The sequence below is a fragment of the Pelomonas sp. Root405 genome, assembly GCF_001425165.1.
Taxonomy (GTDB): Bacteria; Pseudomonadota; Gammaproteobacteria; order Burkholderiales; family Burkholderiaceae_C; genus Pelomonas.
Genome location: NZ_LMDU01000018.1, coordinates 146,079 through 171,879 on the forward strand (window position 1 = coordinate 146,079; position 25,801 = coordinate 171,879).

Consider the following 25,801-nt stretch of genomic DNA (forward strand, 5'->3'; position numbering starts at 1 on the left):
CGGCGAGGCAAACTGCTTCGTTGCTTCAGGCCCCTGAAGCGCCCCTCATCACGGAGAACGGCATGCCGCACAGCCCCACGCAACGTCTGACCCTGGCCCTGGGCTTGGTTCTGGTCCTCACGACCATCGGCGGGCTGATGGCCTACTCGGCCTTGGGCGACACCGGGTCGACCAAGCTCTGGCTGGGCGTGACCCTGGGCTTGGCCTGGGTGGCCGGTATCGCGGCCGTGCTGACCTCGGGCGGCGCCGGCGGAGCCAGCTTGGCCAAAGCGGCCGAAGCGGCCGAGGCGCTGGCCCGCTTCGACCTGACCCAGCCGATTGGCAGCGGCGGCAGCGGCGAGATGGGCCGCCTGATGTCGGCGCTGCAAGACACGCAGTCTGCGCTGCAGAAGATCATCACCGACGTGCGCAGCGCCGCCGACAGCATCAGCACGGCCAGCTCCGAGATCGCGACCGGCAACTTCGACCTCAGCCAGCGCACCGAGCAGACGGCGAGCAACCTGCAGAACGCGGCGTCCTCCATGTCCGAGCTGACGGGTACCGTCAAGCAGACGGCCGACGCGGCGATGACCGCCAATCAACTCGCCAGCTCTGCGGCCACGGTGGCCCGGCGCGGCGGCGATGCGGTGTCGCAGGTCGTCTCGACGATGGAGGAGATCAGCCAGAGCTCGCGCAAGATCAACGACATCATCGGCACCATCGACGGCATCGCTTTCCAGACCAACATCCTGGCGCTGAACGCCGCCGTCGAAGCGGCGCGGGCGGGCGAGCAGGGCCGCGGCTTCGCGGTCGTGGCCGCCGAGGTGCGCTCGCTGGCGCAGCGCTCGGCCGGCGCCGCCAAGGAGATCAAGACGCTGATCAGCGCCAGCGTCGAGCGCGTCGACTCCGGCACCCAGCGGTGCAGGCGGCCGGCAGCACGATGACCGAGATCGTCGCCAGCGTGCAGCGCGTGACCGACATCATTGGCGAGATCAGCGCCGCAGCGCGCGAACAGAGCGAGGGCATCGGCGTGGTCAACGGCTCGGTCGTGCAGCTCGACCAGATGACGCAACAGAACGCGGCGCTGGTGGAGGAATCCGCCGCCGCGGCCGAAAGCCTGCGCGAGCAGTCGGCCCGCATGGCCGAAGCGATTGCGGTGTTCAAGCTGGGTGGCTCGGCACCGCGCCCGACGGCGCCCAAGGCGGTGACCCGAGCAGTGCACAAGCCAGTCGCCAAGCCCGTGTCGAGCCCGCCCACCAAGCCCGCGATGGCGCCCAAGCCCATGGGCGGCGGCATCGCCAAGCCCGCCGCGCCGGCACGCAAGGCCGAACCGGCACCGGCCCCGGCGCCGCGAGCGGCGGCACCTGCAGCACCCGCAGCCGCCCCGGCGGCCGACGGCGATTGGGAAACGTTCTAGGAACGTTCTGTAAACCTGTTGATCGGCGCACCGACGCTGCAATGAAAAAGCCGGGGCAAGCCCGGCTCTTTTGCATGTCGGTCAGTGCAGTCAGAAGGTCAGCGTCCTCACGCCCTCGGCACTGCCGAGCAGGCAGACCTGGGCCTTGTGGCGTGCGAACACGCCGACCGTGACGACGCCGGGCCACTGGTTGACTTCGGTCTCGAAGGCCAGCGGGTCGGTGATGGCCAGGCCGGTCACGTCGAGGATGTGGCCGCCGTTGTCGGTGACGACACCCTGGCGCAGCCGGGCGGCGCCGCCGATGCTGGCGAAGCGCCGCATCAGCTGGGCAGCGGCCATGGGGATGATCTCGACCGGCAGCGGGAACTTGCCCAGGGCCGGCACGAGCTTGGATTCGTCGGCAATGCAGACGAAGCGCTCGGCCAAGTCGGCGACGATCTTCTCGCGCGTCAATGCCGCGCCGCCGCCCTTGATCATGTGGCCCTGGGCGTCGATCTCGTCGGCGCCGTCGATGTAGACGGTCAGGCCGGTCACCTCGGCGGCTTCGAGCACGCGGATGCCGTGCTTGGCCAGGCGCAGCGTCGACCGCTCGGAGCTGGAGACGGCGCCCGCCACCGCAAGGCCTCCCTTGGCGATTTCGGCGGCCAGGGCGTCGATGAAGCAGTCGACCGTGGAGCCGGTGCCGACGCCGACGATCTGGCCGGGTGTGACGTAGTCAAGGGCGGCACGGCCGACGAGTTGCTTGAGCTGGTCTTGGTTCATGGCGCCGATTTTGCCGGGATCGGTGCAGAGGTAGCACCGATCCCGTCGGCCTACTTGACGACCGCCTTCTTGGGCGCCGAATCCACGGCCACGCCGCGCGTTGCATCCCAGGCGGTGAAGCGGTACTCAACGACGTCGCCCTTTTTCAGGCCGCCCGCCGTGTAGCGGCTGGCCTTGCCGTCCTGGCGCATGCGCACGGTCTGGGTCTCCCCGGCGTTGACGCTGTAGTGGACGTCGACCCAGCCCGAGGACGCAGCGGAGAACTCCAGCGTGCTGGCGCTGGTCTGAGCCGAATCGGCCGACACCACTGCCGTCTTCGCCATGGCTGGCTTGACCGCCACCTGCGGCGTGCCGGCGACGCCCGAGTCCCAGATGATGTCGTCGAAGGCGATCTGGAACTGCGCGTTCGGCAGGGCGGCGTCGACGCTGAAGAACTGGAACATGTCCAGCATGGACTGCAGCGCGATCTTCGGGCCGGCGATCTCGGCCACCGGAATCGTCGCCGTGCCCCATTCGCCGTTGCGCACCAGGCCATAGGCGGTCGTGTTGGCCGGAAAGGTCACCGAGTTCTGGTTGGTGTAGGTGTCCTGCATGCCGATGCGGAAGGCGACGTTGGCGGGCGCTTTGATCTTCAGCTTGATGTTGCCGTTGCGGAAGCCGCTCATGTCGCGCACCTGGCGGGACTGGATGCTGCCGCCGAACCACTGCCCCGGCGCGAAGTAGCGGAAGGCCAGCACGCCCGCGCCCTCATAAGGCGGAATGTCACCGGCCGTCATGGAGCCCTGGTTCCAGATGTAGACGTCGGAAGACACGCCCGGCACCTGCTTGTTGTCGACCGGCGTGTTGTCGGTGAAGACACCGAACTTGCCGACCTCGGGCTCAATGCCCAGCCCCAGCTTGACCTCGCCCTTGCCGTCAAGTTCGTAGACGCGGACGTAGTCGACATAGGCGGTGCCCGGCAGCGGCGCGGTGATCTGCGCGGGCGTGGCGGCCGGGGTGAAGTTGCCGCCCACGGCAAGGTTCAACAGCAGGTAGAACGGCGCCTGCAACGCGGGCGAGCCGACTGTGGAGATGGGCGCCTTGTACATGTCGACCTCGCGGCCGTTGTCGAGCACGCTGAAGCGGATCTGCGTGTCCGTCCAGTAGAGGCGGTAGGTGACGAAGCGGTTGGCCAGCGACCGCGACGGCGTGTACCAGTTCTTGGTCTGCCAGGCGGTGGAGGCGGCGCAGCTTTCGTTGCCGGGCACGCAGGCCGCGTCATTGAAGGTGATGACGTTGGCGCCGACGAACTGGTCGGGCGAGATGGGCGGCAGGCCGGCCGGCTGGCGGCCGCCCATCTCCATGATGTCGATCTCGCCCTTGCGCGGCCAGACCTGCGGGCTGGTGCCCAGCATCCAGGCGGCCGGCCACAGGCCCACGCCTACCTTGGGCGTGGCCATGCGGACTTCGACCAGGCCGTACTTGACCTGTACCTTGCCGGACGTGTCGATCTTGCCGGAGGTGAACTGGTTGCTGCCGACGACCTCGCGCTTGGCCGTGATGGCGAGCGCGCGCGTGGCCGGCTCGAAGGGCACGTTGGTGATGCTGAGGTTGTTGGCGCTGTAGTACTGCAGCTCCTGGTTGCCGTAGCCGCACAGGCCGATCTGGCAGCCGTTGCCGGTGGTGGCGGTCCAGACGCTGCCGTCGAGGCTGGCGCCGTTGAATTCCTCGGACCAGAGCAGCTTGCCGATGACGGGGCTGGTGACGCTGGCGGAGGCGGCGACGCCGGTGGCCAGCAGCAGGCCGCCGGCGGCGGCGCGCACGATGTGTTGATGCTTCATGGGGGTCATCCTTGCTGGCTGGCGTTGGACTTGCGGCGGCGCGCGGCAGCTGCCAGCAACAGGCCACCGGCGAACATCAAGCCGTACGTCGAGGGCTCGGGCACGGCGCTGGTGACGGTGATGCGGGCGGCGGGCATGCCGATGAAGGGCGAGTCGACCGTCACCCAGGCGCCGGTACTGGTGCTGCGCGCCCAGTTGGCGGTGGGGTCGCTGGTCGCGCTTTGCCATTGCCCGATGAAGCCGCTGTCGGGCACGGCGACGAGCCAGTAGCTTCCAGCATCGAGCGCCCAACCCGAGGGGGTCAGCAAGGTGTTGACGACGGGGTTCGCGAGATGGGTGCTGTAGAGCCAGTTGGCGCCGGAAGGCAGCGCGCCGCCGCGAGCGAGGATGCCCACCGTGACGCCGCCGCTGCCATCGGTGCGCTCGATGGAGGTCAGGATGGACTGGATGGAGGTGGCGTCGGCAAGCGCGAACGGGATGGCGATGTCCTGGCCCTGGGCCAGCGGGTTGGGCCAGCCGTCCAGCCAACTGATGTCGGACTGGTAGGTGTCCAGCACGACGGTGCCGGACGCGTGGGCATGGGCGGCCAAGCCGCAAATCAGCAGGGCAGCGGCGACCTTGGAGAGGGTGTGGGTCTGAAGTGTCATGGTGGTCTTTCCGTATCAGGCGCGGCGGCGGCGAGCGATGGCGCCCACGATGCCGAGGCCGGCGATCAGCAGCGCATAGGTCTCGGGCTCGGGCACGGCGGCGGTGGTCAGCGTGAACTGCACGTCGTCGAGGTAGACGGCATTGACGCGGCCGTCCAGCAGCGGGCCGACGGCAGTGTTGATCTCCAGGAACAGCGACTTCGTGCCGGCGGGAATGGCGGCGGCCTGGAAGCTGATCTGCGTCCAGCTGCTGCCGTTGATGTCGTTCTGGAAGAAGCGGTTGCCGCTGCCCCACAGGCTGCCGTTGTCGCCCATGTAGCCGAGCGAGAACATGATGTTGCCGGTGGTGCTGACATCGCCCTTGACCCAGAAGCTGAGCACGGGGGTGTCGCCAACGTTGGCGGCCGTCAACGCCGGCAGGCCGCCGTGGGCGAACGAGTCCTGGAACAGCGTGGATGCGCCGAAGCCGTTGGGCACTGTCAACAGCACGGCAGCGCTACCGCTGTGCGCGTCAGCGGTGGGCATGACGGGATTGCCGGTGGGGGCCGTCAGCCAGCCCGCCGCAACGGCGCCGCCGGGCGTTTCAAATCCGCCGTTGGCGAAGCCATTGGTGGTGGCCGCGCTGGCCGCGCCGGCCAGCAACAGGGTTGCAAGCGCCGTGTAGGTCTTGAAGTTGAGCATGTCGTCTCCTTGGTTTTTCGGTGAAAGTCGAATCGATTCAAAACGAGGCGACGACGAACTGCCATGCCGGCCGCCAATCATGAAACCGCTTTCTGAAAGCGCTTTCAGGACGGCGGACCATAGGGTCAAGGGAAAAGGCTGTCAATGCGGCCTGCCCTTGATCTCAGGGTTAGTCAGGAGCAGCGGCGGATGCGAAAAAGCCGCGCGGCATGGCTGCTGCGCGGCTCGCGGCTGACCTGACGCCATGCTTCTCAGGTTGCGTAGAACCTGCCGTGAAATCCGTACGGAACCCAGTAGGGCAACCAGGCGCGAGCCACCGGCCCCGCGGCGAGGGCCATTGCGTCGAAGACGCTCAAGAAACTGCGCTGGCGCTTGATGTCGTAGCCCATGCCGACCAGCCAGCCCTCACCTTCTTTGGTGCTGCCGGGCCGGGCGACGAGCACATGCTCTTCGACCACGGTATCGGCGCCGAAGCTGAAACGCTCCCGCGCGCCGGTCTCGATGTTCAGCCGCATCAGTCCGTTGAAGCCCCAACGCGCCCCGGTGTCAACGGCCGTGGGATACCAGACGAAGCGATGCCGCTGTGCGACGACGCGCGGGTCGACGACCGGGAACTCGACCGCCTCGTCGCGCGCAGCCACGCGCAGGCGGCCGGTCTGGAGATCGATCTCCAGCACACGCGGCATGGACACCTCGCGCGCCGTGCGCTGGCCGCGCATGATCTGCTCGGCGGCGACATTGAACTGCGGCAGCGGCACGCTCTCGACATAGTCCAGGCGCAGCATGCGGCCATCGTCCCAGGCATTGCCGAAGTGGAATACCAGGGCGGCGGGCATCTCGAAGATGCGCTGCCTGCTGAAGTCAGCCTTGTCGATGACGAGGACGCGGGTCGGGCCAGCCGGGTTCCAGCCCATGGCGTCGACCATCGACGCGCCGGCGCGCACCGCTGCCATATCCATCGTGATCGGTGCCAGCAGAAAGACGAGGTGGCGCTGCGACACGACGAAGTCATGCAGCATCGCGGGCGCGCCGACGTCCAGGACCGCGTGGCGGCGCACGCTGCCGGCGGCGTCGATCTGGTAGACCGCGAGCCGGCCGTTGGCGGTGCCGAAGTTCCACACCGTGCCGTCCGCCTCGACCTTGGGATGGGCCGAGAACGGCATGCCGCGCAGCTCGGCTGACCAGGTCTTGACACCCCGGGTGGCCAGCGTCGCCGGGTCCAGCTCATGGGCGCTGCCGCCCTCCCAAAGCGCGTAGAGGCGGTCACCCTGCAGCAGCACACTGGTGTTGGCGACGTTGAGGCTGTCCGGGCCGCGCACCGGGCGCTCGGCATTGATGGCGGTGCCGAAGGCGGGCAACAGGAAGCGGCCGGCCTGCTGTTCCGCACGGAACTTGTCGGTCTGCACAAAGCGGCCGCGGTGGCTAGCGCGGCCGTCGCCCAACGTCCAGGCCTGCATGAAGCCGTCGCCGTCGAACCAATGGCGGTAGCGTTGGTCGGCGCGCTGCATCAAGCCGGGGCCGTTGCGGAAGTAGCGCCCGCGTAGCGCCGTGGGCAGGCGGCCTTCGACGATTGCGCTCGCGGTGTCCAGACCTTCTCCATCGAGGCCCCGAAATGGCGCCAGCTCCGGCGCATCGGAAGCAAACCCATCGGCCGATAGGCCCAGGGCAAGCAACTCGGGGTTGAGGCCGCCGGCCAGCAGCGCGGTCAGCAGGGAACGACGTGTGGTGTCCATGGCCGCCACCCCGTCAGTTCATCCGAACCTTGATCGTCACGCCGGCAGCCGGCGTCATGACGGCCTGCTCGAACTTGGGCGGACCGAAGCCACCGTCGGCGTTGTTGGAGAAGCCATAGGGTTCGGTGGGGATGCCCATGGCGTTCATGTCCAGGCGGCCATTGGCATTGGCGTCCTGGAAGAGGCTCAGCGCCAGCGGGCCGTCGGGCAGGTCCTTCAGCACGACGCTGACCTTGCCGTTGGCCGCTTCAGCGCCCAGCACGAATCGCTGTCCCGACTGCGGTTGGCGCAGCCAGCCGGCGGGATCGGTGAACACCGCCACCATCAGCGTGGCGCCTGCCAAGCGGCTGGCGTCCAGGCCTTCGACTTCAAGGGTGACGTCGGCGGCGTGGCTGCACAGCGGCAGCATGGCGGTCAGGGCGGCGGCGGCAAGCGCTTTCTTCATCACGGTCTCCAGGTTCAGCAGAAGGAATGGCTGAATTCTGGAAACCGGCTCGCCGCGACGCGAGCGCACTGCGACAGCCGGGCGCCGGCTGGCGCGAGCGGGGTCAGCCGCGCCGTGTGCGGACCGCCGCTGCCAGCTCTTGCAGCAGCGGCTCGGTCTGCGCCCAGCCAAGGCAGGCATCGGTGATGGAGACGCCCGGCTTGAGGTCGGCCTTGGTCTGGCCTTCGGCCAAGTCTTGCCGGCCGGGTTGCAGATGGCTTTCGATCATCACGCCGGTGATGCGGGCATCACCGCCCGCGATCTGACCCGCGACATCACGCCCCACATCGACCTGCCGCTCGTACTTCTTGCTGGAGTTGGCGTGCGAGAAGTCGATCATGACCTGCTCACGCAGGCCCGACGTCTTCAGCGCAGTGCAGGCCGCGTTGACCGACGGCGCGTCGTAGTTGGGCGCCTTGCCGCCGCGCAGGATGAGGTGGCAGTCCTCGTTGCCGCGCGTCTCGAAGATGGCGGCCGTGCCCATCTTGGTCATGCCCATGAAGGCATGCGGCGAACTGGCGGCCAGCACCGCGTCGCTGGCCACCTTGATGCCGCCATCGGTGCCGTTCTTGAAGCCCACCGGGCAGCTCAGGCCCGAGGCCAGCTGTCGATGGCTCTGGCTTTCGGTCGTGCGTGCGCCGATGGCGCCCCAGGCGATCAGATCCGAGATGTATTGCGGCGACAGCAAGTCCAGGAACTCGGTGCCTGCCGGCAGGCCCAGCGCGTTCACGTCCAACAGCAGCTGGCGCGCCAGGCGCAGGCCCTCGTTCATGTGGAAGCTGCCGTCCAGCCGGGGGTCGTTGATGTAGCCCTTCCATCCGACCGTGGTCCGCGGCTTCTCGAAGTAGACACGCATGACGACGAGCAGATCTCGGCTCAGCTCGTCACGCGTGGCCTTGAGCAGGCGGGCGTAGTCCATTGCCTGGTCGTGATCATGGATGGAGCATGGCCCGACGATGACGAGCAGGCGGTCGTCCTGGCCATGCAGGATGGCGCTGATCTGCTGGCGGGCCTGCTCGACCAGCTCCAGCGTCGCATCCGGGATGGGCAGCTCTTCGAGCAGCAGCGCCGGGCTGATCAGCGCACGCACGGCACCGATGCGGGTGTCGTCGGTGCGGGTCGTGTCGCGGGTTTCGTCGCGGGAGCCGCGTTCATCCTCAAACGGACGGCGGTCGGGGTGGGGATGGTCGAGAGAGGTCATCGCGGGGCTCCAGGCAAGCCCCGCATTTTCACCGCTTGGCGGCAGCGAAACACACCGCCAGCGCGGACAGCGCAAAGCCGGCCAGCGCCAGCGGCTCCAGACGCTCACCGAGCAGCACGAAGCCCATCAGCGCCGACACCCCGGGGATCAGGAAGAAAAGCCGCGCCACCTGCCCCGCCTGGCCGCGGCGGATCATGATGAACATCAGGCTGAAGGCGCCGATGGAGTTGACGAGGCCCAGCCACAGCCAGGCGCCGACCAGCTCGGGCGTCCAGTCGATGGCGAAGCCCTCCAACGGCCCGGCGACGGTGGCAACGGCGAGTGCCGACACCGCCATCTGGATACCCGCGCCGCTGCGCAGGTCCATGTGGGCGCAATAGCGCTTTTGGTAGAGGGTGCCGGCGACGAGGCCGAGCAGGCCGAGGCCGGCCACGGCATAGGCGGTCCAGGCGCCGCCGAGCGGCTTGTCGGCGATGACCAGGCCCACACCCGCCAGGCCGCCAAGCAGGCCGAGCATCTGCCGGGCGCCGATGCGCTCGGCCAGCCACAGGTGCGCGCCCAGCGCCATGGCCAGCGGCATCAGGCCGATCAGCAAGCCGGCCACACCGGCACTCAAGCCCCAGCGCAGCGCGAAATAGATGCAGGAAAAGTGCAGCACCTGCATCAGCAGGCCGACAACGGCGAGATGGCCCCAGTCCGCGCGCCGCCGCGGCCACGGCGCGCCGGTAGCGGCCGCCACAGCCAGCAGCACCACCGCCGCCAAGCCGAAGCGCAGCGTCAGCAAGGTCATCGGGCCCGTGTGCGGCAGGGCCAGCTTGCCGGCGACGTAACCGCTGCTCCACAGCAAGATGAAAACCAGCGGCAGGCTGGCCGCAACGAGCCCGGCGATGAGGCGGTACGGCAGGCTGGGGCGTAAGGAGCGGGCCGGGAGGCAAGGTGACAAGGTGGTCATGGCAATTCCTTCAAAGGCGTGGCGTCACTCTAGGAATTAGCGATATAGGACACAATCCTTCAAAAATTCGATTCAGAGTTTCCAAACGGAGCACACTGATGGGCCGCCTCGAAGACCTGCAAGCCTTTGCCCGTGTCGTCGACGCCCGCGGTTTCTCGGGCGCAGCCCGCCTGTTGGGCACCACCAAATCGGCCGTCAGCAAGCAGGTCGGCCGGCTGGAGGACCAGCTCGGCACGCGGCTGCTGCACCGCACGACGCGCAGCGTCAGCGCGACCGCCGAGGGCCGGGCGGTCTACGAGCGCGCGCTGCGCCTGATGGAGGATTCGCTGGCGCTGGAGACCGAACTGGCCGGCCAGCGCGACGAGGCGCGCGGCGTGTTGCGCCTGTCCACGTCCACGGCGTTCGGCAACCTGCAGTTCACGGCGCTGATGGCCGAGTTCTGCGCCCGCCACCCACGCCTGGAAGTGGTGCTGGGCCTGAACGACCGCTACGTCGACCTGGCCGAAGAAGGCTTCGACGTCGTGATGCGGTTGACGAACAGGCCGTCCGACGGGCTGGTGGCACGGCGGCTGGCCACCATCCGCTTCGTGCTTTGCGCCGCGCCGGCGTATCTGCAGGCCCACGGCGAACCGAGGTCCGTGGCTGACATCGCCGGCCACCGCTGCCTGCGCTTCGGCTATCTGCAGTCCCCCGACCGCTGGCGCTTCCGCCATGCCCCACAGAGTGAGGTCGCCGAAGTCGAGACCCGCGGCGCGCTGCGCTTCGAGAGCGGCTTGACGGCCAACAGCAGCGAGTCTCTGCGCGTCGCTGCACTCACCGGCCTGGGGCTGGCAGTGCTGCCGACCTATGCCGTCGGCGCCGACCTCCGCGCCGGCCGCCTGCGTGCCGTGCTGCCCGGCTGGCAGCCGGTGGGCGGCCTGGCCGATGCCGACACGCTCTACGCCGTCTACTTGCCAAGCCGCCACCCGGCGCCGAAGGTGCGGGCGCTGATCGACTTCATGCTGGAGAAGATGGGCGACGTGCCGCCGTGGGATCGTGACTGAGAGAATCGGGGGCTATGCCGCTGATGCCCTACGCCCTCGTCCGCCCTTTCCTTTTTGGCCTCGACGCCGAACACGCCCACGAACTGACGCTGAACAGCATCGCCAAGCTGCAGAACACGCCCGCGCAGCTGCTGTGGTGCGGCGAACGCATCAGCGATCCGGTCACCATCGCCGGGCTGCGCTTCCCCAATCGCATCGGCCTGGCCGCCGGCCTGGACAAGAACGGCCGCTGCATCGACGGCTTCGGCGCGATGGGTTTCGGCTTCATCGAGGTGGGCACCGTCACGCCCAAGGGCCAGCCAGGCAACGACAAGCCGCGCATGTTCCGCCTGCCGGAGGCTAACGCGCTGATCAACCGGCTTGGCTTCAACAACGAGGGCTTGCCGAGCTTCATCGCCAACGTGAAACGTGCCCACAGCTTCCGCAAGGCCGGCGGCATCCTCGGCCTGAACATCGGCAAGAACGCCGCCACACCCATCGAGAACGCGGCCGACGACTACCTGCTCGGTCTGGACGGCGTGTTCCCGCATGCCGACTACATCGCGGTCAACATCTCCAGCCCCAACACCAAGAACCTGCGCGCTTTGCAAAGCGACGAGGCGCTCGACGCCCTGCTGTCGCGCCTGCAGCAGCGCAAGCTTCAGCTGGAAAATCAGACCGGCCGGCGGGTGCCGATGTTCGTCAAGATCGCACCGGACCTGGAGGAGGACCAGGTCGGCGTCATCGCACAGACGCTGAAGGCCAACGGCATGGACGGCGTCATCGCGACCAACACCACCATCGCGCGAGACAAAGTGCAAGGCCTGGCCCACTCCGGCGAGACCGGCGGCCTGTCCGGCGCTCCCGTCTTCGAAGCCAGCAACCGCGTCATCCGCCTGCTGCGCGCCGCGCTGCCGGCGGGCTGCCCCATCATCGGCGTGGGCGGCGTCATGAGCGGCGCCGATGCACGCGCCAAGATCCAGGCCGGCGCTGATCTTGTGCAGGTCTATACCGGCCTTATCTACAAGGGCCCGGCCCTTGTCAGCCAGTGCGCGAGGGCCCTCGCACAAGGTTGAAACATCATGCGCTTCGCCCTCCTCGCCATCTGCGCAGCCGTTCTCACCGGCTGTGCGACCCTGGACCGTGATGCGCGACTGCAGCCCGGCGTCAGCAGCGAGGCGGAGGTGGTCGCGATCTACGGCCAACCGCGCCGCGTCTGGCCTGAAGCCGATGGCGGGCGCACGCTGGAATATTCAAGCCAGCCCATGGGCCGGCACAGCTATATGGTGCGCCTCAATGCCGACGGACGGCTTATGGGCATCCAGGACGGCCTATCACCCGCCAACCGCGCGCGCATCGAGCCGGGCATGACACCCGAGCAGGTCAGCCGCATCCTCGGCACCGAAAGGAGCCGCGTGTTCTACCGCAACAGCGGCGAGAATGTCTGGGACTGGACCATCGAGCCCGACCAAGCCGGCTACGGCATGCGCTTCAACGTCCACTTCAAGGAAGGCCGCGTTGTGCGGGCGGGCCAGAGCATGGTGTTTCCGAGCCGGTTGTTCCCGGGCATGGACGACTGATCTGCAGGGCGTGGGCGTGAAAAAGGCCCTGGAAGCTTGCGCTACCAAGACCTTGAAGGATCATGAATACCAACGAACCTCAGGTTTACGCCCGAGGTCGCTGAAGACGAATCCTGAATTTTTGGGGGAGCGTTGGCGCTCCTGAAGCGCGCCCCACCAGGGGCGCTCATCCCAAGTTCCGATTAACGGTCGTCGCGGCGGCGACGCGAAGCGACGAAGCCGATGATGCCGAGGCCGGCGCCCAACAGGGCATAGGTTTCGGGTTCCGGCACCGGCGTGGCAGCCGAAGCGATGGCGTACGAAGCCGTGCCGGCTGCGCCGCCCAGGACCGAGTAGTAGTAGCTGCCAGCGCCCAGGGACACGGAGTTCGTGCCACCGAAGGTCCAGGCGCCGATGCCGACGTCGTCGCCGCCGCCGATCATGCCGTCGCCACCTGCGGAGTACAGGCTGTAAGCGCCGCCCACGATGGTGCCGAAGGACAGAACACCGCTCTCCACGTTGGACGCAGTGCCCAGCGAGAACGAGAAGGTGTCGAAGATGGCGCCGCTGACGGTGTTGCCACCGAGCTCAAGGGCGCCGTGCGAGCCCCAGTTCCAAGATGCGGCTTGGCTGCTGAGGGCGGTGAACGCCGCCACTGCGGCGACGATGGTTTTCAATTTCATATGCGTAGCTCCTGACTTGGGACGGTCAAGCACAACCGCCGGAAACTATTGTGCAGTGCAACGAAGCGGTAGAAAGTCTCAAACATCCCTTGGCCTAGGGGTACACCCTCTTTTACTTGTAGCCTCTTGTAAGTACACGCCCCAGCCTTGTCACTTCTGCACCAGTGAAGCGCTGGCTGTCACCAATTCTGTTCATGGCAACTCGGCAGTGAGGCGCGCGACCTTTTGCAAGCCATCGACCGCCTTGCCCTTGCGAGCCCGCTTGGACGCATGAGCGGCCAAAGACTGGTTCTTCAGCAGTTCCTCGCGCGGCTTGCCGCCACGACCGCTGCCGAGCACGCGGAGATGGGTCGTGAAGCAGGCAACGGAGGCCAGCGTGTCTTTCGCTTCCAGGTCCATCAACATCAACCCCTTGCCGCCCTTGGGCTGATGCTTGAGTTCGTCGAGAGAAAAGGTTAGCAAGCGCCCCTGCGCGCTCAACACGCCGAGCTGGACCGCCACCACGGTCGCGGGTACCGCAGCCACCAAGGGCTGTTCGCCTTCATCAAGCGCCAGGAAGGTCTTGCCTGCCTTCTGCCGCCCGACGAGGTCGCCCACCTGCGCGATCAGGCCGTAACCGGTCGACCCAGCCATGACGAGGCGCTGCGACGCTGCCGCCGCCATGTAGTGCGCGATCTGTGACCCGCTTTCGAGCTCGATCATCGTCGTGATGGGCTGGCCGTCGCCCCGCCCGCCGGGCAGTGTCGAGACAGGCACCGAGTACACGCGCCCATTGCTGGCGATGACGACGAGCGGGTCGACGCTGCGGCAGCGGAAGGCACCCCGGAGTGCGTCTCCGGCCTTGAAGGTCTGGGCGGCGACATCGACCTCGTGACCTTTCAGCGCCCTCACCCAGCCCTTCTGGCTGACGATGACAGTGACCGGTTCATCGACGATTCTGACCTCCGCCGTGATGCGCTTCTCCGCCTGGATCAGCGTGCGGCGGTCGTCGCCGTATTGCTTGGCGTCGGCCTCGATCTCCTTGATGACCGTGCGGCGCAGCGCGGCGGCCGAGCCCAGGATGTCTTCGAGCTTGGCGCGCTCGTCCCGCAGCTTGGCCAGCTCCTGCTCGATCTTGATGGCTTCGAGCCGCGCGAGCTGGCGCAGGCGGATTTCGAGGATGTCCTCGGCCTGGCGGTCGCTGAGCTTGAAGTGCGCAATCAGCGCCGTCTTCGGCTCGTCGGACTCCCGAATGATGCGGATCACCTCGTCGATGTTCAGCAACACCAGCTGCCGGCCTTCGAGCACATGGATGCGGTCATTGACGTGCGCGAGGCGATGCTCGGTGCGCCGGCGCACCGTCACCTGGCGGAAGCCCACCCACTCGGCCAGCATTTCGCGCAGGCTCTTCTGTGTCGGACGGCCGTCGGCGCCGATCATGGTCAGGTTGACCGGTGCGCTGCTTTCCAAACTGGTGTGGGCCAGCAACGTGTTGATCAGGTCCTGCTGCTCGACGGTGCGGCTCTTGGGTTCAAAGACGATGCGCACGGCCGCGTCCTTGCTGGACTCGTCGCGCACGACGTCCAGCACCGCCAGCAGGCCGGCCTTGAGCTGCAACTGGTCGGCAGACAGCGTCTTCTTGCCCGCCTTGACCTTGGGGTTGGACAGCTCCTCGATCTCCTCCAGCACCTTCTGCGCGCTGGTGCCGTGGGGCAGTTCGGTGACGACGAGTTGCCACTGGCCGCGCGCCAGGTCCTCGATCTTCCAGCGCGCGCGCAGCTTGAGGCTGCCGCGACCCGACGCATAGGCCGCGCGGATTTCCTCGGGCGCGCTGATCAACTGGCCGCCGCCAGGGAAGTCCGGCCCCGGGATCAGGTCGTAGAGCGCGTCGTCGCCGAGCTTGTCGTCCTTGAGCAGCGCCACGGCGGCCGCGGCCACCTCGCGCAGGTTGTGGCTCGGGATCTCGGTGGCCAGGCCGACCGCAATGCCGCTGGCGCCATTCAGCAGCACGAAGGGCAGGCGCGCCGGCAGCTCGACCGGCTCCTGCGTCGTGCCGTCGTAGTTGGGGCGGAAGTCGACCGTGCCTTCGTCGATCTCGTCCATCACCAGGCGGGCGATGGGGGCGAGGCGCGCTTCGGTGTAGCGCATCGCCGCAGCGCCGTCACCGTCGCGGCTGCCGAAGTTGCCGTGGCCGTCGATCAACGGATAGCGCAGCGAGAAGTCCTGCGCCATGCGCACCAGCGCGTCGTAGACCGACTGGTCGCCGTGCGGGTGAAAGCTGCCGAGCACATCGCCGACGACCTTGGCGCCCTTGACCGGCTTGGCGCCTGAGTTGCCGCTCCAGCCGAGGCCGAGGCGATGCATGGAATAGAGGATGCGGCGCTGCACCGGCTTCTGGCCGTCGGCATAGGACGGCAATGCGCGGCCCTTGACGACGCTGAGCGCGTATTCGAGGTAGGCCTGCTGTGCGTAGGCGGCCAGCGTCAGCGCGTTGGCGTCGTCGCCCTCGGTGGGCAAGTCGAAATCGATGGGGGTCTGGGAACTCATGGATGCAAGGTCAGGCGCTGCGCGCGGGCCGGCTGGCTCTGCTGCAGCAAGGCCCAGTACAGCTCAAGGACGAGCTGCACATGGGCCTGGGTTTCATCGATGTCGGGCAAGCGGTTGCCGGCGCGACGTACCGCGCCCTCGCCGGCATTCCAGGCGGCCAATGCCGTGTCGATGGGAAAGCGGCGCAACAAGTCGGCCAGCATGCGCGCGCCCGTGTGAATGTTGATGCGCGGCTCGATCAGCCGCGCAGCGTCGGCCGGCGTCGCGTAACGGGCCGCCGTCTCCGGCGTGATCTGCATCAGGCCCATGGCGCCCCGCGGCGATACGGCCGCCTTCTGGTAGCCCGACTCGACGGCGATGATGGCCTTGAGCAGTTCGGCGTCGACGCCATGCCGCGCGGCGGCCTCGCGCACCCAGGGCTGGACGGCTTTCACTTCCGGCGCAATATCCAGCCAGTTCAGCAAGGCCAGTCCGGCGTCGGTCTTGCCGGGCACGCGCTGCATGCCGACGCTGCCGAGCACCGGCTTGTAGCGCGCATCGAGCTGGCGCGGCGCGAAATGAGCCACACCGGCCGCGTCGACAAAGCCCCAAAGCTCGGCGTGCACGGGCAGCGCAAGACAGGCCAGCAACACCAAAAGCCAGGCCCTCATGCGGCCTCCAAGCCGAGCGCCACGCGCGCCTGGTATTCGCGATCCAGCAGCGACATGACGATCAGCGAGTCGTAGCCATCTGCGCCGTCGGTCGTCACGCGCACGCTCTCACGCAGCCGGCCCTCCTCGACGAAGCCTTCGCTGCGGTACAGCTCGAAAGCGCGCGTGTTCAACCCCTTCACGTCGAGCCAGAAGCGGTGAGATTTCAGCTGCGTGAAGGCCATCGCCTTGAGCTGCCGCACCGCCGCCCGCCCCAGGCCGCGGCCCTTGGCCTGCAGCACCAAGCGCTTCAACTCGACCGAGCCGTTCGGGTTGCGGCAGCCCTGCAGGATGACAAAGCCGATGCGCTCCAGTGCGTCGCCCTCCTCCAGGATGAAGTGGCGCGAGTCCGGAAAACGGATGGCGCCTTCGTGCTGCGTCCTTTCCCAGGGCGTGATGAAGGGCAGGTTGGCACCGTCGCGCTCGACCGAGACGACCCAGTCGAGGTCGGACAGCATGGTCGGGCGCAATCTGAGGCTCATAGGCCTTCCCGCCGGGCCGTCCCAAGGAATGACCAACCCCCTCGGGGGGCAGTGAGCGGAGCGAGCGGGGGGGTTGTCATGCAGTCTCAAATCCGCCAAGCACGGCAACGACATTGCGGCCGATGGCCTCGGTCGCATAACCGCCTTCCTGGATGAACAGCGTCGGCGCGCCGAAGGCGGCGATGCGCTGGCCCATGCGGCGGAACTCGGGCTCGTCGAGCTTGAAATGCGAGATCGGATCGCCGCCGTAGGTGTCGACGCCGAGGGACACGATCAGCAGGTCGGGCCGGTAGACCGTCAGCCGCGCCAGCGCCTGCTCCAGCGCAGCGAACCAGCCATCGTTCGCGACACCGACCGGCAACGGGAAGTTGGCGTTGAAGCCCGCGCCCTCACCTGCGCCCGTCTCGTCGGCATGGCCGAGGAAGAAGGGGAACTCGGTGCGCGGGTCGCCATGGACGCTGGCGTAGAACACGTCGGCGCGGTCATAGAAGATGGCCTGGGTGCCGTTGCCATGGTGGTAGTCCACGTCCAGGATGGCGACGCGTGCGAGGCCCGCATCGCGCGCGGCCTGCGCGGCAACGGCGGCGTTGTTGATGAAGCAATAGCCGCCGAAGAAGTCCGCGCCGGCATGGTGGCCGGGCGGGCGGGTCAGCACATAGGCAGACCGCTGGCCGGCCAGCACCAGGTCCAGCGCCGTCAGCGAAGCCTGCGCGCCGGCATAGGCCGCGGTCCAGCTGCCCGATGTGAGCGGCGTGCCGCTGTCCATCGAATACAGGCCCATGCGCGCCGCGAAGCTCGCCGGTTCGACATCGCTGCGCAGCGAACGCACCGGCCACACGGCCGGGAAGGCGTCGCCTTCTCCTCCCAGAGCCAGCCACTCGGCATGCGCGCCCTCGATGAACTTGAGATAGCGCGCCGCGTGCACCCGCGCGAGCGGCGCCAGGCCATGGTCGACCGGCACGAGCACGTCGCCCAGCCCGGCCGCCTGCAGGGCCTGCAGGATGTAGTCGGCCCGTGCCGGGATCTCGAACGCTGGCACCAGCCGGCCGCGGAAGAACTCGTGCGTGGCCGCGTGCTGCGCGTGCCCGGTGTTGTAGACCGTTCGCATCAGCCCTCCGTTCGACGTGGCAGCGCGCAGCCACGGCCGCCGGGCGGCGTCAGAGGCGAGGGGATCAGGGTGGGGGCGGTCATCACGGCGCGGGATTGTGCAACGCTTTGATGCCGCCCCGTCAGGGCGAAGGCCGCGGCCTCAGCTGCCGCAGCCCATCGTGGCGATGCGCTGGTGAGCGGCCTTGGCCTGCACGAGGCCGTTGCCGTAGTAGTCATCACGCCCTGCGGTCCCCAGGTCGAGGGTGCTCTTGTTCAGCGAGGCGCGGAGCTGAGCGGCGGTGCAGCCGGGGTTCAGGCTCCAGACCAGAGCCGCGACCGCGGACACATGGGGCGTGGCCATCGACGTGCCGCTGTAGGCCGCGTACAGGTCCGGCAGGCCGAAGACGCCGACCTCGGCCGACTGGCCGAGCTGGCCGAGCAGCGTCGCGCCATCGGCCTGCGTGGCGCCGACCGAGGGAATGGCCGTCACCGTCTCGCCGAGCGTGCCGACCAGGTCGCCCGCCGTGTTGTTGTAGACCACCGCCCCAGCGCCGCCGCTGGCCTGGCAGTTGCCGACTTTCTCCGCGAAGCTGATCGTGCCGCGCTGGATCAGGCAGACCTTGCCCGTCATGCTGCCGGCCGCGGCGGCCGTGCCGAGGCCGAAATCGGCCAGAGCGCCGGTCGCGGTGCTGCGCGGCGAGCCCTCCATGGACTGCTCGGCGTAGCCGCTGCCGGCCACGTCCAGCGACGCGCCGGTCTGGCTGAAGGCCGGCACCGTCGACATCACGGCCACGCCCGGCGCGGCCAGCTCGACGTCGGCGTTGAACTGCGAGAAGCCCGCCACGACCTTGTCCGAGTCGACGGCGGCAACCGAGACGACCTCGGGAAAGGCGGCGGGATAGGACAGCGTGTTGTCGCCATCGTTGCCGGCCGCAGCGATGAGCAGAACGCCCTGCTTGGCCAGGCGGGACACGACGCGGGCTTCGAGCCTGCTGCCCTCGGCCCCGCCGAGCGACATGCTGATGACGTTGGCGCCGTTGCGGGCGCAGCTCATCATGGCGCGGGCGATCTGCGGGTCGGTGGCGCTGCCGCTGGCGTCGAAGACCTTGGCGATGAAGAGGTTCAGCCGGCCCGACGGCGCCACGCCGACGACACCCACCGCATTGTTCAGTGCCGCGATGGTGCCGGCCACATGGGTGCCGTGGGAGTTCTCGTCGCTGTTCCAGGTGCCGGATTTGGTGAAGTTCTCGCCGGCCATCGGCACGCCCGCCAGGTCTTCGTGACCGGCGTCGATGCCCGAGTCGACGATGCACAGGCGGCGATTGCCGGCCTGGCTGTCGGGCAGCTTGTCGGCCTGCACCATGGCGATGCCATAGGGTGCCGCCTGGGCCTGGCTCCCGGCCACCCGGATGCTGCGGCTGCCGAGGACGCGGCGGCGCACGGGCGAGTCGACGAAATCGACCTTGCCGTTGCGGGCCAGGGCCTGGGCCGCAGCGCGCGGCATGGTGACGACCAGCGCGTCAACTTCGGACAGGTCGTGGTCGACGCGACCGCCGCCACGGTTCACCTCCGCGCGCACGCTGCCGCCGGCATTGGCCTTGTGGCCGACGATGACCTGGACCTCATCCTTGCCGGCTGCCAGCGACGGCAGGGCCAGCGTGCTCAAACCCAGGCACACGGCGAGGGCACGAGGGAGCAATCTTCGGGCGAATCTGTGCTGGCGCATGGCAGCTCCATGGAATTGAAGCCACCCATTTTTCGCCTCGCGCCGCCCGCGTCAACGGGGGCGGGCCCTGTCCCTCGTATCGGGGGCAGCCCGCTTCACACAGGCGTCAGACGTCCACCTCGACGGCGTCGCCATGCAGCTCCATCAGCTCGCGCCGCGACGCCGCCTCGCCCTTGCCCATCAGCTTGTTGAAGGCCTCCACCGTGGCACCGAAGTCGAGCTGGCCGTAGTCGACCCGCGACAGCCGCCGCGTCTCGGGGTTCAGCGTCGTGTCCCACAGCTGCTCGGCATTCATCTCGCCCAGGCCCTTGAAGCGGCTGATGCTCCATGAGCCTTCACGCGCGCCTTCCTTGCGCAGCTTGTCCAGCGTGGCGGTCAGCTCGCCCTCGTCCAGCGCATACAGCTTGGCGGCCGGCTTCTTGCCGCGGGCCGGCGCGTCCACGCGGTACAGCGGCGGGCGGGCGATGAAGACGTGGCCGGTCTCGACCAGCTTGGGGAAATGGCGGAAGAACAGCGTCAGCAGCAGCACCTGGATGTGCGAGCCGTCGACATCGGCGTCCGACAGGATGCAGACCTTGCCGTAGCGCAGGCCGCTCAGGTCGGGCGAGTCGTTGGGCCCGTGCGGGTCCACGCCGAGGGCCACCGAGATGTCGTGGATCTCGTTGTTCTTGAACAGCAGATCGCGCTCGACTTCCCAGGAATTCAGCACCTTGCCACGCAGCGGCAGGATGGCCTGGGTTTCCTTGTCGCGGCCCATCTTGGCGCTGCCGCCGGCCGAGTCGCCTTCGACGAGAAAGACCTCGTTGTGCAGCAGGTCGCGGCTCTCGCAGTCGGTCAGCTTGCCTGGCAGCACGGCCACGCCGGAGCCCTTGCGCTTTTCAACTTTCTGGCTGGCGCGTTGCCGGGTTTGTGCCTGCTTGATGACCAGCTCGGCCAGCTTCTTGCCGTGGTCGACATGGTGATTCAGCCACAGCTCCAGCGCCGGCTTCACATAGGCCGAGACCAGCCGCAGCGCGTCGCGCGAGTTCAGGCGCTCCTTGGTCTGGCCCTGGAACTGCGGGTCCAGCACCTTGGCAGACAGCACGAAGCTGGCGCGCGAGAACACGTCGTCGGGCATCAGCTTGACGCCCTTGGGCAGCAGCGAATGCATCTCGATGAAGCCCTTGACCGCGCCGAACAGGCCGTCCTTCAGGCCCGAGTCGTGCGTGCCGCCGGCGACCGTCGGGATCAGGTTCACATAACTCTCGCGCAGCGGTGCACCGTCTTCGGTGAAGGCCACGCACCAGCTGGCGCCCTCGCCTTCGGCAAAGTTCTCGCTCTCGCCGGCGGTGGCGAAGCCCTCGCCCTCGAACAGCGGGACCAGCGGGTCGCTCTGCAGCGACTGCGCCAGGTAGTCGCGCAGGCCGGCCTTGTAGAGCCAGGTCGTCGTCTCGCCGGTCTTCTCGATCTTGAGCGTGACGGTCACGCCCGGCATCAGCACGGCCTTGGAGCGCAGCAAATGCACCAGCTCGTGCTTGGGCAGTTCGGCGCTCTCGAAATACTTGGCTTCGGGCCAGACACGCACCGTCGTGCCCTGCTTGCGGTCGCCACTGGCGGCCGGGCGGGTGACGACCTGCTGCACGACATCGCCGTGCTCGAAGGCGATGCCGGCCACCTGCTTGTCGCGCCAGACGGCCACTTCCAGCCGCTTGGCCAAAGCATTGGTCACCGACACGCCCACCCCGTGCAGGCCGCCCGAAAAGCTGTAGGCGCCGCCCGAGCCCTTGTCGAACTTGCCGCCGGCATGCAGGCGGGTGAAGACGATCTCGACGACCGGCACGCCTTCCTCGGGGTGCAAGCCGAAGGGAATGCCGCGGCCATCGTCGGCGACGGACACCGAGCCGTCGACATGCAGGGTGACGTCGATGCGCTTGCCGAAACCGCCCAGCGCCTCGTCGGCGGCGTTGTCGATGACCTCCTGGATGCAGTGCAGCGGGTTCTCGGTGCGGGTGTACATGCCCGGCCGCTGTTTGACGGGCTCAAGGCCCTTCAACACGCGGATGGAAGCTTCACCGTAAGAGGCGGGAGAGGAAGGCGGACGGCTCGACATAGGGGCGCGATTCTATGAAGGCGCTCCGGCTAGGATTCGCGGCCCCCGAAGTTCGCCTGATCCCGCTTGAGAATCCTGACCGCCTTTTTGCTGCTCGCCTGCGGACTCGCACAGGCCGAAGCCCCCTACCAGGCCAGCGCCCCACTGTCCTGGGAGCTGAAGAACGCCCGCTGGTTCGACGGCCGCCAGCTCCAGCGTGGCAACCTCTATGTCGAGAACGGCGTCTTCGTCGCCAACAGGCCCGCCAAGGTCAACCGCAAGATGGACCTGCGCGGCCAGCAGATCCTCATCAATCCGCTGGCCGAAGCCCACAACCACAACCTGCAGACAGCCTGGGGCTGGGGCCAGTTCGCGGACAAGTACATCGACGAGGGCGTCTTCTACGCCGCCATGCTCTGCGGCGACCCAGCCGGCGTTGCCGAAGTGCAGCCGTTGGCTGCCACGCCAGGCGCGCCGGACGTCAGCTTCGTCACCGCCTGCATCACCTCGCCCGACGGTTATCCGCTGGCCGCGGTGCTGCCCGAGCCCACGGCCGAGGCGGCCGCGGCGCAAAAGCAGATCGTGCTGGTCGACAGCCCCGAGCAGGCCCACGCGCAGTGGCCAGCGATCCAGGCGCGTGGTGGCCGCTGGCTGCGCATCGTGCTGGCGCACAGCGAGCGGCCCGAGCTGCGCGGCCGGCCCGAGAGCTTCGGCCGCCTGGGACTGCGCCCCGACACGGCCAGCGCGTTGACACGGCTGGCCCAGGCCGACGGCCGCCGCGTCGTTGCCCATGTGGAAACTGCCGCCGACTTCGATGCGGCGCTGGCCGCCGGCGTCGACGCCATCGCCCACCTGCCCGGCTATGCCAACACGCTGGACCAGGCGCCCGAGCGCTTCGTCATCAGCGACAGCGCCGCCTCCCAGGCCGCGCGCCAGCGCACAGCCGTCATCACGACGACGGCGGCCACCGCCCTCTTCAAGCTCGACGCGGAATCGCTGGCGGCCATGCGCGAGGTTCAGCGCGCCAACCTGGCCCGGCTGCAGGCAGCCGGCGTGCCGCTGTTGCTGGGGTCCGATGTGTTCATCGGCACCGCCCGTGCCGAGTTGCATGCGCTGAGCGAGTTGGGCATGGACCGCGCCACGCTGCTGCGCCTGGCCACCCGGGACACGCCACGCGCCCTCTTTCCCGATCGCAAGCTCGGCTGTTTCGAGCCGGGCTGCGAGGCGAGCTTCCTGCTGCTGGGCGGCGACCCGCTGGCCGATCTGGCCCATGTCGACATGCCGCTGCTGCGCGTCAAGCAGGGACGGCTGCTGACCCGCCTGGCGGAGGTGGCAGCGTCCAGCTCGCAGGCCAGCACGTCCACGGCCGACCCGCCGAAGAAGAAGGCCGCGGCGAAAAAGAAGAAGACCGGCAAGGCCAAGGCCCAAAGCAAGCCAGCCAGCAAACCGAAGCGGCGCTGATTAAAGTCGGCCGATGAACAATCCCCGCCCCGCTTCGACAGGCCTGTCCGTCCAGCAGGTGCTGCTTTGCGGCGCCCTCATCGTCACCCTGTCGATGGGCATCCGGCACGGCTTCGGCTTCTGGCTCCAACCCGTCATCACGGAACGTGGCTGGACACGCGAGACCTTCTCCTTCGCGATGGCCATCCAAAACCTGGCCTGGGGCATCGCCGGCCCGATTGCGGGCATGCTGGCCGACCGCTTCGGTGCCTGGAAGGTGCTGATCGGCGGCGGCCTAGCCTATGCACTCGGCCTGGTGCTGATGGCCGTGACCAGCCACCCGCTGAGCTTCACGCTCGGCGCCGGCGTGCTGATCGGCGTCGCCCAATCCGGTTCGACGTATGCGGTCATTTACGGCGTGCTGGGCCGCACCGTGTCGCCCGAGAAGCGTTCCTGGGCCTTCGGCGTCGCGGCGGCTGCCGGCTCGTTCGGCCAGTTCGTCATGATCCCCGTCGAGACCTGGCTGATCAGCCATCTCGGCTGGCAAGGCGCCTTGTGGCTGCTGGCCGGCGCGGCGCTGTTGATCGTGCCGCTGGCGCTGGGTGTGCGCGAACGCAATGTGGCTGCCTTCGGCGGCGTGCACCAGAGCATCGGCCAGGCCCTGCGAGAGGCCTTCGGCTACCGCAGTTTCCAGCTCTTGATGCTGGGCTATTTCGTCTGCGGCTTCCAGGTCGTCTTCATCGGCGTGCACCTGCCGAGCTATCTGAAGGACCACGGCCTGGGGATCGGCGTGTCGACCGGTGCACTGATGTTGATCGGCTTGTTCAACATCTTCGGCACCTACACGGCGGGCATGCTGGGCCAGCGCTTCCCCAAGCGCTATCTGCTGTCGGCCATCTACGGCCTGCGCGCGGTGGCCATCGTCATCTTCATCTCGGTGCCGCTGACGCCGCTGAGCGTCTACGTCTTCGCCGCCGTCATCGGCTTCCTGTGGCTGTCCACGGTCCCGCCGACCAATGCTGTAGTTGCGCAGATCTTCGGCGCCCAGCACCTGTCCATGCTGGGCGGCTTCGTCTTCCTGAGCCATCAGGTGGGCAGCTTCCTGGGCGTCTGGCTGGGCGGCAAGCTATATGACGCCACCGGCAACTACGACATCGTCTGGTGGCTGTCCATCGCGCTGGGCATCATGGCCATGCTGGCCAATCTGCCGGTGCGCGAAACGCCCATCGCGCGGGTGCAGCCGGCATGAAGCCGCGCCGATGGATCCTGCCGGCGCTGGTCGTCGCCGCCTTGGTGGCCACCGTGCTGGCCTACCGCCACCCGGCGGTCATGATCCAGCTCAGCGAGCAGGTCTGGTCCTGCTTCGGATGACGGGAGCGCTCTCGCCCTGGCTGCAGCGCTTTGCGCCCCGACCGGCGGGCACGGCGCTGGATGTGGCCTGTGGCTCGGGTCGCAATCTGCGCTGGCTGGCTGAGGCCGGCTGGCGCGTCACCGGCGTCGACCGTGACACCGGGGCCACCGCCCCGCTGCGCGATCTGGCCGAGATCGTCGACGCCGACATCGAGAGCGGCCCCTGGCCGCTGCCGGAACGAACCTTTGACCTGGTTGTCGTCTGCAACTACCTGTGGCGCCCGCTGTTGGACAGCATCAAGTCGGCCGTCAAGCCCGGCGGCTGGCTGGTTTGGGAAACCTTTGCCGATGGCCAGCAGACCATCGGCCGGCCGTCGCGCCCCGATTTCCTGCTGCAGCGCGGCGAGTTGCTGCGCGTCTGCGCAGACTGGCGCATCGTGGCTTACGAAGATCTGTTCGACGACAGCGTCAACCCGCGCTTCGTCCAGCGCGTTGCCGCCATTCGACCGCCGCCGGCAGCCTAAAATCGCCGGATTCCTTAAGACATTCCCACCATGAAGCCCATCCTCGGCAGCATCGTCGCCCTCGTCACGCCCATGAACGAGGACGGCAGCATCGACTACCCGGCGCTGCGCCGCCTGATCGACTGGCATGTCGAGGAGGGCACGGCCTGCGTCGGCGTCGTCGGCACGACCGGCGAGTCGCCGACGGTCAGCATGGAAGAGAACCGGGAAATCATCCGTGTCGCGGTCGAGCATGCCAAGGGCCGCGTCCCCGTCCTGGCGGGCACCGGCGCCAATTCCACCGCTGAGGCCATCGAACTCAGCCGCTACGCCAAGGAAGTCGGCGCGGACTGCACGCTGTCCGTCGTGCCTTACTACAACAAGCCCTCGCAGGAAGGCATCTACCAGCACTTCAAGGCGATTGCCGAGGCCGTGGACATCCCCATGATGCTCTACAACGTGCCGGGCCGGACGGTGGCCGATATGGCACCCGAGACCGCGTTGCGCTGCGCCGGCCTGCCCGGCGTCTTCGGCATCAAGGAGGCCACCGGCAACATCGAGCGTGGCGCCTTCCTGATCAAGCACGCCCCAGCGGGCTTCCACATCTACTCGGGCGACGACGGTACCGCGGTGGCGTTGATGCTGCTGGGCGGCCATGGCAATGTCAGCGTGACGGCCAACGTCGCGCCCGGCGCGATGGCCGAAATGTGCCGCCTGGCGCTGCAAGGCAATGCCGTCGAGGCCCGCAAGATCCACCTCAATCTGTTGAACCTGCACAAGCAGCTGTTCTGCGAGCCCAGCCCCGGCCCGGCCAAGTGGGCGCTGTCCCGACTGGGCCGCTGCGGCGCCGCGCTGCGCCTGCCCATCACGCCGCTGACGGCGGCTGGCCAGGCCCTGGTCAGCCAGGCCATGGTCGAAGCCGGATTGCTCTGAAGGCTCTGGTCTAATGCGCGGCTGCGCGCCGGCCATGCCCGGCGTCTTTGTTCCC

Annotated in this window: 23 protein-coding genes and 1 pseudogene; 9 read left to right on the forward strand and 15 right to left on the reverse strand. The window is 68.1% G+C overall.

Going from position 1 to position 25,801, the window contains the following annotated elements:
• Window positions 1-170: 170 nt before the first annotated feature.
• Window positions 171-1,396, forward strand: a pseudogene (locus ASC81_RS26780) (methyl-accepting chemotaxis protein); the annotation flags it as partial.
• 90 nt (window positions 1,397-1,486) lie between these two features.
• Here ASC81_RS26780 and rpiA read toward each other — a convergent pair.
• From rpiA to ASC81_RS26105, 8 genes are all read right to left on the reverse strand, one after another.
• Entirely contained in the window at window positions 1,487-2,158 is a 672-nt protein-coding gene (gene rpiA, locus ASC81_RS26070) for a ribose-5-phosphate isomerase RpiA (protein ID WP_056274340.1), read from the reverse strand.
• A gap of 50 nt (window positions 2,159-2,208) precedes the next feature.
• Complete coding sequence (locus ASC81_RS26075) at window positions 2,209-3,978, reverse strand: family 16 glycosylhydrolase (protein ID WP_082536838.1); 1,770 nt, start codon at window positions 3,976-3,978, stop codon at window positions 2,209-2,211.
• Between the two features lie 5 nt (window positions 3,979-3,983).
• Window positions 3,984-4,625 carry a PEP-CTERM sorting domain-containing protein gene (locus ASC81_RS28045; protein WP_056274342.1) on the reverse strand — a complete coding sequence of 214 codons (642 nt, stop codon included), beginning with the start codon at window positions 4,623-4,625 and terminating at the stop codon, window positions 3,984-3,986.
• A 15-nt stretch (window positions 4,626-4,640) separates the two neighbouring features.
• Window positions 4,641-5,306, reverse strand: coding sequence for a PEP-CTERM sorting domain-containing protein (locus tag ASC81_RS26085; protein WP_056274344.1), 666 nt, complete (start codon window positions 5,304-5,306; stop codon window positions 4,641-4,643).
• Between the two features lie 251 nt (window positions 5,307-5,557).
• Window positions 5,558-7,039: a carotenoid oxygenase family protein gene (locus tag ASC81_RS26090; RefSeq protein ID WP_056274347.1), complete on the reverse strand. Its 1,482-nt coding sequence runs from the start codon at window positions 7,037-7,039 to the stop codon at window positions 5,558-5,560.
• Window positions 7,040-7,052: 13 nt separating this feature from the next.
• Window positions 7,053-7,484, reverse strand: coding sequence for a DUF2141 domain-containing protein (locus tag ASC81_RS26095; RefSeq protein ID WP_056274350.1), 432 nt, complete (start codon window positions 7,482-7,484; stop codon window positions 7,053-7,055).
• A 103-nt stretch (window positions 7,485-7,587) separates the two neighbouring features.
• A complete protein-coding gene (locus tag ASC81_RS26100) occupies window positions 7,588-8,724 on the reverse strand; it encodes a 3-deoxy-7-phosphoheptulonate synthase (RefSeq protein WP_056274353.1) in 1,137 nt (378 codons plus the stop codon).
• Between the two features lie 28 nt (window positions 8,725-8,752).
• A complete protein-coding gene (locus ASC81_RS26105; RefSeq protein WP_056274356.1) occupies window positions 8,753-9,676 on the reverse strand; it encodes a DMT family transporter in 924 nt (307 codons plus the stop codon).
• Between the two features lie 98 nt (window positions 9,677-9,774).
• Here ASC81_RS26105 and ASC81_RS26110 point away from each other — a divergent pair, with 98 nt between their 5' ends.
• The 3 genes from ASC81_RS26110 to ASC81_RS26120 are packed head-to-tail and all read left to right on the forward strand — an operon-like array spanning window position 9,775 to window position 12,278.
• Window positions 9,775-10,719 carry a LysR family transcriptional regulator gene (locus tag ASC81_RS26110; RefSeq protein WP_056274359.1) on the forward strand — a complete coding sequence of 315 codons (945 nt, stop codon included), beginning with the start codon at window positions 9,775-9,777 and terminating at the stop codon, window positions 10,717-10,719.
• 14 nt (window positions 10,720-10,733) lie between these two features.
• A complete protein-coding gene (locus ASC81_RS26115; protein ID WP_056274362.1) occupies window positions 10,734-11,774 on the forward strand; it encodes a quinone-dependent dihydroorotate dehydrogenase in 1,041 nt (346 codons plus the stop codon).
• Window positions 11,775-11,780: 6 nt separating this feature from the next.
• Entirely contained in the window at window positions 11,781-12,278 is a 498-nt protein-coding gene (locus ASC81_RS26120) for a hypothetical protein (RefSeq protein WP_056274365.1), read from the forward strand.
• 182 nt (window positions 12,279-12,460) lie between these two features.
• Here ASC81_RS26120 and ASC81_RS26125 read toward each other — a convergent pair whose 3' ends face one another.
• The 7 genes from ASC81_RS26125 to ASC81_RS26155 form a co-directional block, all read right to left on the reverse strand.
• Window positions 12,461-12,940: an FxDxF family PEP-CTERM protein gene (locus ASC81_RS26125; protein WP_056274368.1), complete on the reverse strand. Its 480-nt coding sequence runs from the start codon at window positions 12,938-12,940 to the stop codon at window positions 12,461-12,463.
• Between the two features lie 192 nt (window positions 12,941-13,132).
• Complete coding sequence (gene parC, locus ASC81_RS26130; RefSeq protein WP_056274372.1) at window positions 13,133-15,466, reverse strand: DNA topoisomerase IV subunit A; 2,334 nt, start codon at window positions 15,464-15,466, stop codon at window positions 13,133-13,135.
• Entirely contained in the window at window positions 15,463-16,116 is a 654-nt protein-coding gene (locus ASC81_RS26135; RefSeq protein WP_056274375.1) for a lytic transglycosylase domain-containing protein, read from the reverse strand. Before ASC81_RS26135 ends, parC begins: the two co-directional genes overlap by 4 nt.
• Window positions 16,113-16,637 carry a GNAT family N-acetyltransferase gene (locus ASC81_RS26140; protein WP_056274378.1) on the reverse strand — a complete coding sequence of 175 codons (525 nt, stop codon included), beginning with the start codon at window positions 16,635-16,637 and terminating at the stop codon, window positions 16,113-16,115. The genes ASC81_RS26135 and ASC81_RS26140 overlap by 4 nt, the downstream gene beginning before the upstream one ends.
• 76 nt (window positions 16,638-16,713) lie before the next feature.
• Window positions 16,714-17,745 (reverse strand): histone deacetylase family protein, encoded by a 1,032-nt coding sequence (locus ASC81_RS26145; protein ID WP_056274381.1) that lies wholly within the window; start codon window positions 17,743-17,745, stop codon window positions 16,714-16,716.
• Window positions 17,746-17,886: 141 nt separating this feature from the next.
• The gene (locus ASC81_RS26150) at window positions 17,887-19,404 is read right to left on the reverse strand and encodes a S8 family serine peptidase (protein ID WP_235533797.1); all 1,518 of its coding nucleotides are present in this window, start codon (window positions 19,402-19,404) and stop codon (window positions 17,887-17,889) included.
• A gap of 154 nt (window positions 19,405-19,558) precedes the next feature.
• Window positions 19,559-21,541, reverse strand: a complete 1,983-nt coding sequence (locus tag ASC81_RS26155) for a DNA topoisomerase IV subunit B (RefSeq protein ID WP_056274385.1) — start codon at window positions 21,539-21,541, stop codon at window positions 19,559-19,561.
• 66 nt (window positions 21,542-21,607) lie between these two features.
• Here ASC81_RS26155 and ASC81_RS26160 point away from each other — a divergent pair, with 66 nt between their 5' ends.
• The 5 genes from ASC81_RS26160 to dapA are packed head-to-tail and all read left to right on the forward strand — an operon-like array spanning window position 21,608 to window position 25,746.
• Window positions 21,608-22,981, forward strand: coding sequence for an amidohydrolase family protein (locus ASC81_RS26160; protein WP_156392431.1), 1,374 nt, complete (start codon window positions 21,608-21,610; stop codon window positions 22,979-22,981).
• Between the two features lie 13 nt (window positions 22,982-22,994).
• Entirely contained in the window at window positions 22,995-24,209 is a 1,215-nt protein-coding gene (locus ASC81_RS26165; RefSeq protein ID WP_056274392.1) for an MFS transporter, read from the forward strand.
• Entirely contained in the window at window positions 24,206-24,331 is a 126-nt protein-coding gene (locus tag ASC81_RS28125; protein WP_255354463.1) for a hypothetical protein, read from the forward strand. Before ASC81_RS26165 ends, ASC81_RS28125 begins: the two co-directional genes overlap by 4 nt.
• Window positions 24,328-24,834 carry a bifunctional 2-polyprenyl-6-hydroxyphenol methylase/3-demethylubiquinol 3-O-methyltransferase UbiG gene (locus tag ASC81_RS26170; RefSeq protein WP_056274395.1) on the forward strand — a complete coding sequence of 169 codons (507 nt, stop codon included), beginning with the start codon at window positions 24,328-24,330 and terminating at the stop codon, window positions 24,832-24,834. Before ASC81_RS28125 ends, ASC81_RS26170 begins: the two co-directional genes overlap by 4 nt.
• Window positions 24,835-24,864: 30 nt before the next feature.
• A complete protein-coding gene (dapA, locus tag ASC81_RS26175) occupies window positions 24,865-25,746 on the forward strand; it encodes a 4-hydroxy-tetrahydrodipicolinate synthase (protein WP_056274399.1) in 882 nt (293 codons plus the stop codon).
• Window positions 25,747-25,801 lie beyond the last annotated feature (55 nt).